The organism is Neorhizobium sp. USDA 3394 (genome assembly GCF_056280385.1).
In genome coordinates, this window is record NZ_JBWCDU010000002.1 from 1,844,990 (window position 1) to 1,860,237 (window position 15,248).

General features: G+C 61.8%; 16 protein-coding genes. 2 read left to right on the plus strand and 14 right to left on the minus strand.

The features are described from left to right. The first annotated feature begins 84 nt into the window (after window positions 1–84). The gene (locus tag ACZ9EJ_RS30305; RefSeq protein ID WP_046629599.1) at window positions 85–765 is read left to right on the plus strand and encodes a glutathione S-transferase family protein; all 681 of its coding nucleotides are present in this window, start codon (window positions 85–87) and stop codon (window positions 763–765) included. A gap of 33 nt (window positions 766–798) precedes the next feature. Here the strand turns inward: ACZ9EJ_RS30305 and ACZ9EJ_RS30310 are convergent, their stop codons facing one another. The 9 genes from ACZ9EJ_RS30310 to ACZ9EJ_RS30350 form a co-directional block, all read right to left on the minus strand. After that, window positions 799–1,236 carry a CoxG family protein gene (locus ACZ9EJ_RS30310; RefSeq protein WP_046629601.1) on the minus strand — a complete coding sequence of 146 codons (438 nt, stop codon included), beginning with the start codon at window positions 1,234–1,236 and terminating at the stop codon, window positions 799–801. 72 nt (window positions 1,237–1,308) lie between these two features. After that, window positions 1,309–2,013 carry an ABC transporter ATP-binding protein gene (locus ACZ9EJ_RS30315; RefSeq protein ID WP_046629602.1) on the minus strand — a complete coding sequence of 235 codons (705 nt, stop codon included), beginning with the start codon at window positions 2,011–2,013 and terminating at the stop codon, window positions 1,309–1,311. Then, entirely contained in the window at window positions 2,006–2,761 is a 756-nt protein-coding gene (locus tag ACZ9EJ_RS30320) for an ABC transporter ATP-binding protein (RefSeq protein WP_046629604.1), read from the minus strand. Before ACZ9EJ_RS30320 ends, ACZ9EJ_RS30315 begins: the two co-directional genes overlap by 8 nt. Next, window positions 2,758–3,756, minus strand: a complete 999-nt coding sequence (locus ACZ9EJ_RS30325; RefSeq protein ID WP_046640038.1) for a branched-chain amino acid ABC transporter permease — start codon at window positions 3,754–3,756, stop codon at window positions 2,758–2,760. Before ACZ9EJ_RS30325 ends, ACZ9EJ_RS30320 begins: the two co-directional genes overlap by 4 nt. A 10-nt stretch (window positions 3,757–3,766) precedes the next feature. Next, window positions 3,767–4,642, minus strand: coding sequence for a branched-chain amino acid ABC transporter permease (locus ACZ9EJ_RS30330; protein ID WP_046629608.1), 876 nt, complete (start codon window positions 4,640–4,642; stop codon window positions 3,767–3,769). A 21-nt stretch (window positions 4,643–4,663) separates the two neighbouring features. Beyond that, window positions 4,664–5,914, minus strand: coding sequence for an ABC transporter substrate-binding protein (locus tag ACZ9EJ_RS30335; protein ID WP_046629610.1), 1,251 nt, complete (start codon window positions 5,912–5,914; stop codon window positions 4,664–4,666). 35 nt (window positions 5,915–5,949) lie between these two features. Then, the gene (locus ACZ9EJ_RS30340; protein WP_046629612.1) at window positions 5,950–8,319 is read right to left on the minus strand and encodes a xanthine dehydrogenase family protein molybdopterin-binding subunit; all 2,370 of its coding nucleotides are present in this window, start codon (window positions 8,317–8,319) and stop codon (window positions 5,950–5,952) included. Next, window positions 8,316–8,810: a (2Fe-2S)-binding protein gene (locus tag ACZ9EJ_RS30345; protein WP_046629615.1), complete on the minus strand. Its 495-nt coding sequence runs from the start codon at window positions 8,808–8,810 to the stop codon at window positions 8,316–8,318. The genes ACZ9EJ_RS30340 and ACZ9EJ_RS30345 overlap by 4 nt, the downstream gene beginning before the upstream one ends. Then, window positions 8,807–9,667 carry an FAD binding domain-containing protein gene (locus ACZ9EJ_RS30350; RefSeq protein ID WP_046640037.1) on the minus strand — a complete coding sequence of 287 codons (861 nt, stop codon included), beginning with the start codon at window positions 9,665–9,667 and terminating at the stop codon, window positions 8,807–8,809. Before ACZ9EJ_RS30350 ends, ACZ9EJ_RS30345 begins: the two co-directional genes overlap by 4 nt. A 264-nt stretch (window positions 9,668–9,931) precedes the next feature. Between ACZ9EJ_RS30350 and ACZ9EJ_RS30355 the strand changes: the two genes are divergently transcribed. Beyond that, window positions 9,932–10,555 carry a TetR/AcrR family transcriptional regulator gene (locus tag ACZ9EJ_RS30355; protein ID WP_046629797.1) on the plus strand — a complete coding sequence of 208 codons (624 nt, stop codon included), beginning with the start codon at window positions 9,932–9,934 and terminating at the stop codon, window positions 10,553–10,555. Window positions 10,556–10,611: 56 nt separating this feature from the next. Here the strand turns inward: ACZ9EJ_RS30355 and ACZ9EJ_RS30360 are convergent, their stop codons facing one another. From ACZ9EJ_RS30360 to ACZ9EJ_RS30380, 5 genes are read right to left on the minus strand one after another with little or no spacing between them, the layout of a single operon-like run. Next, window positions 10,612–11,343, minus strand: coding sequence for an ABC transporter ATP-binding protein (locus ACZ9EJ_RS30360; RefSeq protein ID WP_052754065.1), 732 nt, complete (start codon window positions 11,341–11,343; stop codon window positions 10,612–10,614). Then, window positions 11,336–12,049 carry an ABC transporter ATP-binding protein gene (locus ACZ9EJ_RS30365; protein ID WP_046640036.1) on the minus strand — a complete coding sequence of 238 codons (714 nt, stop codon included), beginning with the start codon at window positions 12,047–12,049 and terminating at the stop codon, window positions 11,336–11,338. Before ACZ9EJ_RS30365 ends, ACZ9EJ_RS30360 begins: the two co-directional genes overlap by 8 nt. Beyond that, the gene (locus tag ACZ9EJ_RS30370; RefSeq protein WP_046640035.1) at window positions 12,046–12,996 is read right to left on the minus strand and encodes a branched-chain amino acid ABC transporter permease; all 951 of its coding nucleotides are present in this window, start codon (window positions 12,994–12,996) and stop codon (window positions 12,046–12,048) included. Before ACZ9EJ_RS30370 ends, ACZ9EJ_RS30365 begins: the two co-directional genes overlap by 4 nt. Beyond that, window positions 12,993–13,871, minus strand: a complete 879-nt coding sequence (locus ACZ9EJ_RS30375) for a branched-chain amino acid ABC transporter permease (protein ID WP_046640034.1) — start codon at window positions 13,869–13,871, stop codon at window positions 12,993–12,995. The genes ACZ9EJ_RS30370 and ACZ9EJ_RS30375 overlap by 4 nt, the downstream gene beginning before the upstream one ends. A 52-nt stretch (window positions 13,872–13,923) precedes the next feature. Continuing rightward, complete coding sequence (locus ACZ9EJ_RS30380; RefSeq protein ID WP_046640033.1) at window positions 13,924–15,192, minus strand: amino acid ABC transporter substrate-binding protein; 1,269 nt, start codon at window positions 15,190–15,192, stop codon at window positions 13,924–13,926. Window positions 15,193–15,248: the final 56 nt, after the last annotated feature.

The following is a 15,248-nucleotide window of genomic DNA, read 5'->3' on the forward strand; positions in this document are numbered from 1 at the left end:
GGCCGAGTTCGGATGGGACATCGACTTTTGAATCGCGCGTCCGGGAAAGCTTCCGCTCGCATCGAATAAGAAGGATAGTTGAGAATGGCGGATCAATCTGCAGCTGCGGGCGGAATATCGAACCCGACAGGCGAATTGACATTGTTTTACAGTCCCGGATCCTGTGCGCTGGCATCGCACATCGCCCTCGCGGAGACCGGCAAGCCGTTTAGACCGGTGAGGACGCTGCTCTCGGAAAACCAGCATCTCACTCCGGAATACCTCGCAATCAATCCCCGTGGCAGGGTGCCGGCACTCATCGCGCCGGATGGCAGGGTGATCACCGAGAACACCGCCATATTGACGTTTATTGCCCTGACCAGTCCTGACGCCGGCCTGTTTCCGGCGGACACCCTCGGCCAGACGCTCTGCATCTCCCAGATGGCCTGGTTCTCGAACACGCCTCATATCTTCCAGAGAGCGAAGTTCAGGCCTTACAGGTTCGTCGAAAGAAAAGAAATTTATGACGACGTTCGCAGCAAGGCAGTTTCTTCCTATTGGGAGAGCATGCAGGAGATAGACGGGCTGATCGCTGGCAACGAGTGGATCATGGGCGACCGATACACGGTGGTGGATCCCTACGCCCTCGTCTTCTACGGCTGGGGAAGAAGCAACGGACTGCCCATGGACAGCTTGAAGAGTTTCACAAGGCATCACAACCAGATGCTCGAGCGGCCGGCCGTGAGGGCGGTGCTGGAGCGGGAGGATAACCCCCACTTCAAATGAGGGGATCTCCGTTTCGAGCCGCATCAGCCCGCATTAATCTTCGCGCGATAAGAATGAAACAAAGAACTGGTCGGCGAGCTTTTTCGATGTCGCCTGCACCAACCTGCCGCCCAATGCTGCAATCTTTCCGCCGATGTCCACATTGGCGCTATAGGTCAGGATGGTGGCGCCGCCATCCTGCGCAAGCCTGACAGCGCAGTCTCCCTTGGCGAAACCGGCAATGCCGCCGTTTCCCTTGCCGATGATGCGGCAGCTCTCCGGCGCCTCGATATCGATGATCTCGACGGTGGCCGCAAAGGTTGCGGAAACCGGGCCTATCTTGAGCACGACCTTCGCGTCGAAACTGTTCTCGGCCGTCTGCGTCAGTTCCTTGCACCCCGGAATGCAACGGCGCAGGACATCGGGATCGAAGAGCCTCGCCCACACGTCGTCACGTGGCTCTTCCAGCCGGTATTCTCCAGTGATTTCCATAGGAATATCGCTCTTCGCCGCGTAACCGACGAAGCCCTGTGTTCGATGATGATCGGGTCGGTGGATTGCGGCTCAGACCGCGCAGTATCGCTCCTGAATGTCCTTGTCCGCCAGAAGTGTTGCGGCATCGCTGCGATAGACGATCTCGCCCTGGTCGACGATAACCGCCCGGTCCGCAAGGTTCAGCGCCCATTCGACATTCTGCTCGACAAGGAGCAGCGTCGTCCCCTCCTCCCGCAGCCGCCTGAACAGTGCGCCCATCTCCTCGACCAGCACCGGCATGATGCCCTCCGACGGCTCGTCGAGCAGGATCATCTTCGGCCGGGCGATCATGGCGCGGGCTATCGCCAACATCTGCTGCTCGCCGCCCGACATCGTCACACCCTCCTGATGCAACCGCTCCTTCAAACGCGGGAAACTGCGGGCGATCTCGTCGATCGCAGCCGCCTCGTCGATCCGCTTGCGGTCGGCGACGAGCCCCAGCTGCAGGTTTTCCAGCACCGTCAGCCCACGCACGATACGACGTTCCTCGGGAACATAGGCGAGGCCGCGGACATAGCGGTCATGAGCCTTTAGCCGGGATATGTCTTCGCCGTTGAAGCGGATGGCGCCGGTGGTGCGCGGCATGAGACCCATGATCGAACGGATGATGCTCGTCTTGCCCGCGCCGTTGCGGCCGACAAGCGCGACGATCTCGCCGGGTTCCACCGCGAACGATACCCCGTGAAGCACATGGCTCGCGCCATACCAGCCGTTCAGGCCTTCGATTTCAAGCATAGCCATCGTTTTGTCCCAGGTAGACGCGGCGAACCTCGGAGTTCGCCTGGATTTCGGTCGGTGTCCCGTCGGCCAGCAACTGGCCATGGTGAAGTACGAGCACGCGGTCGCTGAGGCCGAGGATCATCTTCATCTTGTGCTCGACCAGCAGGATCGTGCGTTGGGCCGCCAGCTTCTCTATCAGCGCGACCATCTCGCGCGTCTCTTCCGGCCCCATCCCTGCAGTCGGCTCATCGAGCAGAAGAAGCGCCGGATCGGCCACCAGGGCGATAGCGATCTCCAGCGCACGCTGCTGTCCGTGCGCCAGGAACTTGGCCGGCGTCGCCGCCCGCGCCGACAACCCGACAGATGCGAGCATGGTTGACGCCCTGTCCAGGCTATCCCGGTCTGCACTGCGGTCTGCCCAGATGTTCATGCGGGACCGGAAAGCCTGTGCGGCGACACGGACGTTCTCGAGGACGGAAAGGTTGGGGAAGATGTTGGTGATCTGGTACGAGCGGGCGATTCCGCGGTGCACGTAGTCGTGCTGCGGCACGCCCGCCATATCCGCGCCACGAAACCTGAGCGTGCCGCTCGAGGGCTTCAGGGCGCCGGACAGGATGTTGAAGAACGTGCTCTTGCCGGCACCGTTCGGCCCGATGATGGCGGTGATCTGGCCTTCCCGGAAATCGGCCGTCACGTCCTTCAACGCGACCAGGCCCCCGAACTGCTTGCCGATATTGGTAACGCTCATGATGGGTGCGCTCATCGACTTTTACCCCAGGAGATCAAGGTGCCCCAGATGCCCTTCGGCAGATAGAGGACGAAGAGGATGAAGATCACGCCGACAATGAGCTGCCAGTTGGATGTCCAGAGCGAGAAGATGTCTTCCATGGAAAGAAACGCCAGCGCGCCGATAAAGGGACCAAAGAAGCTGCCGGCGCCGCCGAGCAGCGTCATCATCACAATCAGACCGGACGTATGGTAGTGGAGCGAATCCAGGGGCACGATCGAAAGATGCATCGCCGACAGCGTGCCCGCGAGCCCACAGAGAATGCCGGAAAGGATGAAGGACAACAGCTTGGTTCGCTCGACATCATAACCGCAGGCGCGCGCCCGCGTCTCGTTTTCGCGAATCGCCTCGATCACCGCGCCGAAAGGCGAACTCAGTACCCTCGACACGAACCAGAGTGCTGCCGCGACCACGATCATGATCGCGTAATATTTCACGAGAGGATCGAGGAAATTCACCGAGAAGCCGGGAAGGTGCAGCGTGCTGACCGTAAAGCCGCGCAGACCGTTTTCGCCGCCTGTCCAGGAGGAGGCTTGCAGCGCCGCATAGTAGACGAGCTGTGCCAGCGCGAGCGTCACCATCGAGAAGTAGATGCCACGCGTGCGGATGGCGAGCACGCCCATGACCGTCGCAAGCAGGCCCGAAACCAGCACGCCGATCAGCATCGCGATGAACCAGTGGACCCCGAAAGCACCGATCGCAATACCCGTCGCATAGGCTCCGGCCCCGAAGAAGGCCGCATGACCGAAGGAAAGCAGGCCGGTGTAACCGAAAAGCAGGTTGTATCCGACCGCGACGAGGCCGTAGATCAGCACGTTGACGGCCAGCGCCTGCGAGGGCAGCACCCAGGGCAGGATGCAGAGCGCCAGGATTGAAAGCGGTACCCGCCAGCGACTGACGTTGGAAAACAGCGTCGCGAAGCTGCGGCGGGCGGGCGCCGGGACAAGTTCCGCATTTCTGATGACGGACATGGCGGTCTCCCTAAAGTCCAGGTGCGGCGCGGCCATAAAGGCCGTTCGGACGCACCAGCAGAATGAGCGCCATCAGCGCGAACATGACGATCGTTGCCATTTCCGGTGCGAAGAGCGATGTCATGCTGACCGAGACGCCGACGATGAGCCCGGCGATGACGGCGCCAGGAAGCGAGCCCATGCCGCCGATGACGGTCACCACGAAGGCCTCGGCCAGCACCAGGGTGCCCATTTCCGGGCTGACATTGCGCATCGGCGCAGCAAGCACGCCGCCGAGTGCGGTGATGCCGACCCCGATCCCGAACACGACCAGCCACAACCTGCTGATATCGACACCCAGCACGCGCATGATCAGCGGATCGGCGGAACCTGCCCTGACGATCAGGCCGAATTTCGTCTTTTCGAGACCGATCCACAGCAGCAACAGAACGGCGACGACCACGCCGATGACGAACAGCCGGTAGAGCGGAAAAAAGCCGATGCCGAGGTTCACCACACCGCGAAGGGCTCCCGGCGTCGAGAACGGAATGCCGTCGGTGCCGAAAAATATCCGTACCGCCTCGACCAGCACGTAACCAAGGCCAAAGGTCAGAAGCAGCGGATCGTCCGGCGAGCGGCCATAGAGTGGACGGATGAGGAAACGCTCGATCAGCATGCCGAACAGGCCGATCATGACCGGCGCGATCAGGAGGGCCCACCAGAAGCTCCCCGTCAGGCCGGCAACGTAGAGCCCCGCATAGGCTCCCACCATGAACAGCGCACCATGTGCGAAGTTCACGATGCCGAGCATGCCGAAGATGATCGACAGGCCGAGCGCAACCATGATCAGGACCGCGCCCAGCGCGAGACCCGAAAACAGCTGCATTGCAATCAATTGGACAGTCATGACCTCATCCGTCCCAGGGTATCAGCTCTTGAAGCCGAGTTCGGAGCAGGTTCGCAGAACGCTCTCCGATGCAGGTTCCGCGGCGACGATCTTGAAGAGATCGGCATCCGATTTCATCGCCTTCTTCGCCTTTGATTCCAGGACGAGTACCGACTGCATCGACTGGTGGTCGCACTTGCGGTAGGACTGCTCTCCCTTGGCGATATCATATTTCAACGCTTCCAGGGCCGCTATGACCTTCTGCGGCTCCGTTCCGCCTGCCTTTTCGATGGCCATCAACAGGGAAGCGACGCCGGTATAGCCGTAGGCTCCGTAATCGGTCGGGATCGTGCCCTTGTACATGGCTCTGAAGGCGTCGTTGAACGCCTTTGCGGAAGGCACCGTTTCTTCCAGGCCCCAGTAATAGTTCGCGCCGCCGGTGACCCCTTCGAAAACTTCGGGATCAACCGCAAGCCGCTGGTTATGGAGCAGCACCGGCACGACGATCTTCATCTGATCCTTCACACCGAAATCCACCGCCTGCTTGATGGAATTGGCCTGATCGCGGCCGAAATTGCAGATGCAGAGGATGTCTGCGCCTGATGCCAGGATGGTCGGGATGAAGGTCGAATAGTCCGCCGCGCCGAACGGGTGCAGGATTTCGCTGACTGTCTGCGCACCGATTTCCTTGGCCGCCCGCTTGAAACCGCGCAGCATCTCGTGACCGTAGGCATAGTCGGCAACAAGATAGGCGACCTTCGAACCCTTCTTGAAACTGTGCTTGGCGACGACCGCGGTCGTCATCGTCGGATTGAGCGCCTCATGGAACGTATAGGGGCTGAAATCCTTGATCTCGTTGATGGTGTCCGACTGGCTGATCGAGATGTACAGCATGCTGCGGGCACGGGTCACCTCGTTGACCGCAAGCTGTACGGCGCTCGAAAGTGCGCCGACCACCGCATGAACCTTGTCCTTTTCGATCAGTTCGAGCGTTCGGGTAGCGGCTTCGCCGGCATTCAGCTTGTCGTCGCGCACCAGGAGCTCGACCTTGCGGCCCGCAATTCCGCCCTTGTCGTTGGCAAGCTTCACAGCGAGCTGGGCGCTGCGGACCTGGTCGTTGGCCTCGGCGGCGAACGGGCCGGTCAAAGGCGTCGGAAACCCGATGCGGATGGTTTCCGCCTGCGCCCGGGCTATCCACGGCATCGAAAGTGTTCCGGCCACGCCGGCCAACCCGATAAGGGCTGCGCGGCGGCCGATCGGCCTTAAAGCCAGCTTCTCAATTTCGTTTGTCATCCTGTCCTCCTCCTGACATCGGATCGTTATTGCGTTCAGATCGTGCCGAGCGCCCTCAAAATGCGCGTCGGCGTCATCGGTATCTGCGTCAGCACCGCGCCGTGTCCGACAAGCGCATCGTTGACGGCATTCATCGCGGCAGCGGAAGCCGCCGCTGTGCCCGCCTCGCCGCAGCCCTTTGCACCGAGTTCGGTGTCCCGGGTCGGCGTCTCCACGTGGGAAATCTCGATATCCGGCATCTCGCAGGCCATCGGCACGAGATAGTCGGCAAGCGAACCGTTGGTGAGCTGACCGTCCTCGTTGTAGAGGCATTCCTCGAAAAAGGCCGCGCCCAGCCCCTGCACCACGCCGCCCCGCACCTGTTCGTCGACCAGCAGCGGATTGATGATGCGGCCGCAATCCTCGACCACCCAATGCTTGAGGATCTTCACGAAACCGGTCTCCGCATCCACTTCCACCAGGCAGCCCTGGGCCCCGTTCGTGAATGCGAACGGATAACCTTGCGGCGCATAGTGATGTACAACGGAAAGCTGCGCCTGAGTTTCGGGCGGCAGCGTGTCCGACCGGAAGAAAGCGATGCGTGCGACTTCCGCCAGGCTGATGCGTTGCTGGCCCGTGACCGCCTCGACGATCCAGTCCGCGCGGATATCAAGCTCGCCCGGCTGCGCCTGCAGGATGAGGCCCGCAACGGCGAGCAGATTTGCCTTCAGCTTGCGCGCCGCCTGCAGCGCCGTTTCGCCGCCGATGCCCGCCCCACGGCAGGCCCAGGTGGCGCCGCCGTGGGGTGTCGTATCCGTGTCGCCGGTCATCACCCGCACTTTTTCACGATCGATGCCGAGCTGGTCCGCGACGATCTGACCGATGATGGTCTCCGTCCCCTGGCCCTGTTCGGTCACGGAAATCGAACAATGCACCTCGCCGGACGGCGTGAGTTTAAGGATGGCGCCGTCCTGCGCGGAAATCCGCGCGCCGCCGACACCGTAAAAAGCCGGGCTCGGGTTGGTGATCTCCACGAAGAGGGCGATACCGATACCGCGCAGCACACCTTTCACCCGCAGATCTGCCTGCTCCGCAAGAAGATCGTCATAATTCATGATCGACTTCAGTCGCGCGAGACAGACCTGGTGGGAGAGCTTTTCGAACTGGTATCCGGTCGGCGATGTGCGGGGATAGCTGTTGTCCGGAATGAGATTGCGTTCGCGGATTTCAAACGGATCGAGCCCCAGTTCGCGCGCCGCGGCATCGACCAGGCATTCCGTCACCGCACAGGCGATCGGGTGCCCGACGGCGCGATACTGGCTGGTCTGCACCTTATTCTGGAACACGACCGAAAGATTGGCGCGATAGGACGAGAAGTCATAAGGCGCGCCCATCAGGCGGATGACCTGGTTTCCCTCGACCGCGCTGGTGCGCGGATAGCTCGAAAAGGCGCCGATCGCGGTTACGTCGTCCACATCCATAGCCGTGATGCGGCCGTCCCTGTCGAGGGCAAGACGCCCGGTTACCCGGTGGTCGCGGGCATGAATATCCGAGACGAAGGATTCCATCCGGTCGGCGACGTATTTGATGGGGCGACCGAGCAGGATCGACGCGCCGACAACCGCCATCTCCTCGTGATAGACATGCAGTTTCATTCCGAACGAACCGCCGATATCCGGCGCGATGACGCGGACATTGGCTTCCGGAATGCCGTAGTGGCGGGAATAGACATCCTGGAACTGATAGGGCGTCTGGGTCGCGTGGTGGGCCGTCAGCCGGTTCTCGCTCGGATCGTAGTCGGCAACGATCGCGCGCGGTTCGAGCGTCACCGCCGTGTGCCGGCCGAAAATGAAGCTCTGCCCGACCGTCGTGTCCGCTGCATCGAATGCCTCCTCGACGCCGCCACTGTCGAGTTTCGTGGCAAAGCAGATATTGTCGGCGAGCTCTTGCGACATCGCTTCGGCAGACATGGCCTCGACCGGATCCGCCAGCGCCGGAAGCTCCTCGATATCGACGATCACCAGCTCGGCGGCATCCTCGGCGATTGCCCTGCTGTCGGCGACGATGAGAACGACCGGCTGCCCCGACCACATCACCTTTTCGAGAGGTAGCGGCACTTGCGGCGGAGACTTCATGTTGTTGAAATGCTCGAGCGTGCCGGTCCAGGGCGCGCAGATCGATGCCAGGTCCTCACCCGTGAAGACCGCGCGAACGCCGGAGAGGGCCTTTGCCTCCTCGATATCGATCGAGACAAGTCTTCCATGCGCATAGGGGCTGCGGACGAAAGCCGCATGTAGCATGCGCGGCAGCACGAGATCGGTCACATACCGCCCCCGGCCTTCGAGCAGACGTTTGGCATTCGGTCGCGATACAGAGCGGCCGATATAGGAGTTTGGCCTGTCGATGGAGCCGGCAAACGCGTTCATGCCTCCTCCTCCCTATGCTGCCGACGCTGTCTCGCCGTCATTTCGATCGCATCGACGATCGCTTCGTAACCGGTACAGCGACAGTAGTTTCCGGAGAGCGCGTCACGGATACCGTCGCGATCGGGTTCACCCCCGGAAGCCAGAATCCCGTAGGCACTCACCAGCATGCCCGGAGTGCAGAAACCACATTGCAACGCATTGCGCTCGTGAAACACCTTCTGGAGGTCGTCGATCGCTCGTCGATGGGTCAGGCCCTCGATCGTCTCGACGGCGCAGCCGTCGGCCTGCACCGCAAACATCAGGCAGGCATGCACCGGTCGGTCGTCCAGCAGTACCAGGCAGGCGCCGCAGACACCCATTTCGCAACCCGTATGGGTACCGGTGAGCTGGATGTCCTGCCGCAGGAAATCGGCAAGCGTGGTGCGCGGTGCAACCAGCGCCTCGATCGTCTCGCCGTTCACGGTCAGCGAAATTGCCACCTTGCCGCTCATACATTCGCCTCCAGCCGACCAAGCAGTCGTCCGAGCAACACCCTTGCAAGATGCCGGCGCATCTCTGGAGGCGTGTGCTCGTCGCCGGCCGGATCAAGCTCCGTGCCGAGCACGTCCTGTGCCTGCCGGATCGCCTCCGGCGTCAACTGCCGCCCGGTCAACGCGGCTTCGACCGCACTCACCCTGACCGGCGTCGGGCCCACCGAAAGGAAGGCGATCCGCATGCGCTCGACAAAACCGCCCTGCATCTGCGCATCGATGCCTGCGCCGACGATCGCATAGTCGCCGCGCCGGCGGGCCAATTCGTCGAAGGCCGTCCGGGTTTTCACGGTTGCCACGGGGACGTGTACCGCGGTGATGATCTCGCCGGGCTGAAGCGCCGTTTCATAAAGATCGATGAAGAAATCCCCGGCGCCGACGCGGCGGCTGCCTTCAACCGAGGCGATTTCGATGATCGCATCAAGCGCCAGCGCCATGGCGGGAAATTCCGATGCGGGATCGGCAAGCGCCAGGCTACCTCCGAATGTACCCTTGTTGCGGATCGCCGGGTGCGCCACGAAAGGAGCCGCTTTTGCAAGCAGTGGCGCATGTTCCCGCACGAGGTTCGAGCCGAGAATTTCGCAGTGGCGGGTGGTGGCGCCGATGCGCAGATGACCGTCGACGATGGAAAGACCGCGCAGTTCGTCCAGGCGAGCGATATCGATGAGAAGGCCGGGGGCCTGCAGCCGAAGCGCGAGCGCCGGGACGAGACTCTGCCCTCCCGCGATATAGCTCGCATCACCATCCGCGCTGGCGAAAGCTTCCAAGGCTTCCTGCACGCATTTCGGGCGCATGTAGTCGAAAGCTCTCGCCTTCACCGGCTCCTCCCACGTGGCCCTCCGGATTTGTGACCACTTGGTTACAATATTTCGCAGGTCGATCCGCCGGTCAAGAAAAATAACCAACTGGTCTCAAATAAAATTACCACTTGGTCTCAAACGCCTGTCGCGGTATCGCTATGCGAAACAAGGTTGCCGATGACTCGGTGGCGGGCATGGCAGATCAGGGCAGGCATGACGGATCAGCAGAACAGCCTTGAGCGCGAAGGTGGCGGAGAAAAACCGCGGCGTCCCAAACAATACATGCGGGCGAACGAGCGTGAACAGTTCATCCTGGAAGAGGCCGTCCGCTTCTTCGCCGAACATGGTTTCGAGGGCCAGACCCGCGAGCTCGCCAAGCGGATCGGTATCACGCATTCGGCGATCTACCGGCATTTTCCCAGCAAGGAAGCCCTGATCGAGCGGGTCTACGAACATGTTTATCTCAGCCGCTGGGACGATAGCTGGGCCGATCTCATCATCGACCGCGGCCGATCACTGGAAAGCCGGCTGACGGAATTCTATCTGCGTTATGTGGAGCGCGTCTTCCACTACGACTGGGTCCGGATCTTCGTCTTTTCCGGCCTCAAGACCTTCGACATCACGACGCGCTATCTCGACATCGTGCGCCGGCAGATCGTCGAGCCTGCCTGCCTCGAACTCCGCCACGAGCTGGGCCTGCCGGGCCCGGACGAGGCGCCGCTTTGCGAGCGGGAGACCGAATTGTTCTGGGGTCTCCACGGCCGCATCTTCTATCTGGCGATCCGTCGGTTCGTATATGCGACGCCCACCCCGGAATCTCTGGACGACATCGTCCGCGACGGCGTCAGAAGCTTCATGCTCGGCGGCCCCGCAATCGCAAAGGCGATCGTTCAACGGAAACCCTAGCGCATCCGCCTGATGCCGCCGTCCGTCATGATCACCGCGGTTCCGATATGCCTCCCCTAATGTGCGCCCAGCATGGCGCGGCGGATCTCGTCATGGGCGATCTCGCCATCCGAGCGCTTGAACTCCCGTTGAATGCTGCCATGCGCCAGCACATAGGCGCGCGACGACACGTCGATCGCCTGGAAGAAACTCTGCTCCGCCATCAGGATCGTCATGTTGCTCTTCTCGCGCAGCCGGGTGATGGCATTCAGCACGTCGCGCACGACGATCGGCGCCAAGCCCACCGAGGGTTCGTCGATGATGATGATCTTCGGCGCCGTCATCAGCGAACGGGCGATCGCCAGCAGTTGCTGCTGGCCGCCGCTCATGGTCGAAGCGATCTGTCTGCGGCGCTCCAGAAGCAGCGGAAAGGTTTCGAAACAATAGGCGAGGTTCTGCTTCATCCGGTCCCGGACCAGCGGGTTGCTGCCCGCGAGCTTGAGATTGTCCTCGACCGAGATGTTCGGCACGAGGCGCCGCCCCTCCGGGACGATCGACAGCCCATGGCGGACGATTTCGTGCGGCTGAAGTTTCGTGAGGTCGGTATTCTTGCCGTTCCATTCGAGCACGATCCGACCCGCGCTGGCCCGCACGAAACCGAGGATGCAGTTGAGCAGCGTGCTCTTGCCGTTGCCGTTCATGCCGAGCAGCGCGACCATTTCGCTCTCGTTCAGTTCCAGCGAGACCTTTCGCAGGACCGAGACGGCACCGTAGCCTGCCGACAGGTTTTCAATGATCAGCCTATTCACCGAAATATACCTTCTGAACGAGCCGATTTTCGGCGATCTCCGATGAGGTCCCGGCGGCGATCAGGCGGCCGGTCTCGAAGCAGACGACCCGTTCGGAAAAGCGCATGACCGCATGCATGATATGTTCGATCATGATCACCGCGACGCCTGACCGGTTGAGCGCGAGCAAGATCGCCAGAACCTCGTCGATCTCCTCTTCGGACAAGCCCGCCATTGCCTCGTCCGCGATCAGGACCTTCGGATTTCCGACAAGCGCGCGAGCCAGTTCCAGCTTGCGCAATTCAAGCTGGGTCAGCTTCTCGGACGGATCCGAGCTGCGGCCCGACAGCCCGACGCTCGCAAGCACCGCTCTTGCCCGCTCATGCTTGCTGCCCTCGACATGGCAGTAATCGAGCGGAACGAGGAGGTTTTCAAACACGGTCATGCCGGTGAACGGCCGCGGGATCTGAAAACTGCGGGCGATGCCCATCCGGGCTCGCTTGTGGGCTTGAAGATGCGAGATATCCCGGCCCTCGAAAAACACCGATCCGCTGTCGGGACGGTAGACGCCGGTGATGCAGTTGATGAGCGTCGTCTTGCCGGAACCGTTCGGGCCGATGATGCCGAGCCGTTCGCCTGCGCCGACATCGAGGTCGACGGGACCGAGCGCGCGGAACGATCCGAACCGTTTTTCGACGCCCTTGAGGGAGAGAACCGCCTCCGTCATGGTCTTGCCCTGCCTTTTTTGCGGAAGAAGAGATCGGAAATGCCGCCGGGAGCAAAAGCCACGAAGGCGATCAGGACCGCGCCAACGAAGAGAATGTTGAGCTCTGAGGATATGGTGACCGTGGCGATCTGCTGAACCGAGGCGAGCAGAAGAGCGCCGATCACCGGGCCAACCCAGGTTCGGGTGCCGCCGATCAGCGGCATGGCGATGGCGTTCAAACCGATGATCAGGCTGAAGGCCGTGACCGGTTCGACGAAGGACGTGTAGAACGGATAGGGCGCACCGGCCGCGGCAAGCACCGCGCCGCTCAGGGCGCAGGCGACCAGCTTGAGGCGAAGCGTCGGCACGCCTGAACATTCCGCCGCGTCCTCGCTTGCCCGCACCGCCCTCAATCCACGGCCGATCCAGGAAATCTCCACCCAGCGGGCGAGTGCGACGCTGACGACCGCGATCACCACCATGACGGTGAAATTGTATTGCGAAGGCCCGGGGCTCCAGGCAGGCGGCCGCGGGCCGTAGACGGCCATGCCGCTTGCCCCGCCGAGACCTGAGATGTTGTGCACGATGGTTTCGAGGACAACGACGAGGCCGAGCGTGGCGATGGCGAAATAGACGCCCTGGATACGCAATGTCAGGTAGCCCATCAGCACGCCGAGAATGGCGCCGACAATCGCGGCAGCCAGGATGCAGAGCGGCAGCGGCAGGCCGAACGTGGTGAACAGGAATGCCGAAAGATAGACGCCGGCGCCGAAGAAACCGGCCGCGCCGAAATTGATATAGCCCGCGTAACCGCCGAGAATGTTCCAGCCGGTGGCGATCGTCACATATTGAAGGACGACATAGCCGGCAAAGAAATAGAACGGGTTCCTGAGCAGCCACGGCATCAGGAAGCCGAGCGCCAGGACTATGACGATACCCGCGAGGAAGACGAGGGAATTCTTTCTCATCGCGCAGCTCCGAACAGGCCCTGCGGGCGCAGGGCGAGGCCCAGCAGCAGGATCGCAAAGGCGACGCCGGGGGACCAGGAGGGATTGAGGTAGCTGGAGACCAGCGCCTCCGCGATGCCGATAATGATTGCGATCACCAGGCTGCCGGGAATGGACCCCATGCCGGCGAGAACCACGATCGCAAAGACCCGGCCGATCTGGTAGCGCCCGGCAAAGGGCTCGATCGGGCCGACCATGATCAGGGCGGCTCCGGCGATGACGGCGGTCGCGGTGGCGATGCCGAAAGCGTGCCGCTTGACGGAGGCCGGATTGAGGCCCGCGATCGAAAGCGCCCGCTCCTCATGGGCCACCGCGCGGATCGCCGTGCCGGAATTGGTGCGGCTGAGATAAAACCAGACGGCTGCGATCGTCACGGGGGCGAGAAGCGCGGGGATCAGCAGCCGGTAGGGAACGGTGAGGACGCCGAGCTTGAGGCTCGAGCCGATATAGGAAACGCTGACCGACTTGAGCTCGGAACCGAAGCCGAGCGACAGCAGGATCTCGATGACGAGCGACAGGCCGAAGAACAGCGTCAGGCTCTGCAGCACGTTGGCGCCGCCCTTGCGTTCGAAAACAGCCGAGTAAAAGGCGTAGAGCACGACCCCGAGAAGATAGAAGGGTACAAGGCCGATCAACGCCGCGACGATCGGATCAAGCCCCCATTGGGTCAGCGTGTAGACGAAGAACGCGCCGGCGACGACGAGCGTCGGATGGGCGATATTGGGGATGTGGAGAGTGCCGAAGGTGACCCCGAGCCCGAGGGCGAGCGATGCATAAACGCTCCCCAGCATAATGCCCGTCACAATGGCGTTCAGCAGAATGTCGATCGATAGCATGTAAAGGGTCCTTGAGCCGGCCTTGCGCCGGCTCTCTGGATCGGTTGAAGGATTAGCTGGCGCGCGCCTTGTTGTAGGGCGCGGCAAGCTCGCCGGTCTTCAGGGACGGCGGGTCGAGGATGACCTGGTGGCCCGGATTGCGGAACTGTTCGAGATCGTTGCCCTTGATGCCGCGCAACTGCACCATCAGGACGCGGCGTTCCTTCCAGTCGCCGATCTCGGTAAAGGCGATCTTGCCGACGATGGTATCGACGGCGTTGGCATGCAGGAAGGCCGCCATCTTGGCCGGGTCGACAGATTTCGAACCGGTGATCGCAGCCGCCGCCAGCTGGCCGGCGACATAATAGAAGGGCGGAATGTAAAAACCGAGCGGATCGACACCCTGCTTCACGGCGATGGGCGTGTACCGGTCGAAAAAGCTCTTGATCGCCGGTGTCTGCATGGTGGGCTCCGGAACGAAGGTATGCGAGTTCACGAGCCCGTTGAGTTCGGGACCGAGCGAACCGAGCAGCGCCCCGTATTGTGGACCGATCATGGCGCCGCCGAAGAGCTTCACCTTGTCGGAAATGCCGATTTCCTTGACACCGCGGATGATCGCCGTGCTGTCGGCCGGATAGGAGGCGATGAAGATCGCTTCCGGATCCCCCGCATTGATATTGCGGATCATCGAGGAGAAGTCGGACGTGTTCGGCGGATAGCTCTGATTGAACACGACCTCCATGCCGTATTCCTTGGCGACTTCCGCGCCGCCCTTTGCGGCGTTTTTCGAAAATTCCAGGTCGGCATTGATGATGGCGATCTTCTTGACCCCTTGCGCCTTGGCAAGATCGAAGAAGCCGCGGGCCCAGTCCCGTCCGGAATTCGGCCCCCACGGGCCGCTGTGGAAGAACTTGTCGTGCTTGGCGACATCGTTGCCGGCGAGGCCGAACATGCCGATCATGAACAGGTCGCGCTGCTTGATGAAGGGCATGACCGGCGCGGAAAGGTTGGCGCCATAAGGCGAAAACAGCACGTCGCAGGCGTCGACATCGACGAGCTTCGAATAGATCGCCGGCACGTTGGCGGCACTGCTCTGGTCGTCGTAGATGACCAGTTCGACCTTGCGGCCGAGAAGGCCGCCTGCCGCATTGACATCGTCTCGCCAGAGCTCGTAACCGATCTGGCCGTTCTTGGTGCTCGCAAGCGGACCGGTGAGCGACACGCTGGCGCCAACCCGGATCGGCTTGTCCTGCGCGAATACCTTGCTGCCCAGGATTGCAGGCGCGGCAAGACCCGCAGCCGTTACCGCCATGAGCTTGTGAAACTGACGCCTTGTCTTCATAGCTTTTCCCTCCCAAGAAAATTCGCTAGACGAATAAATATTCGCATAACGATAGG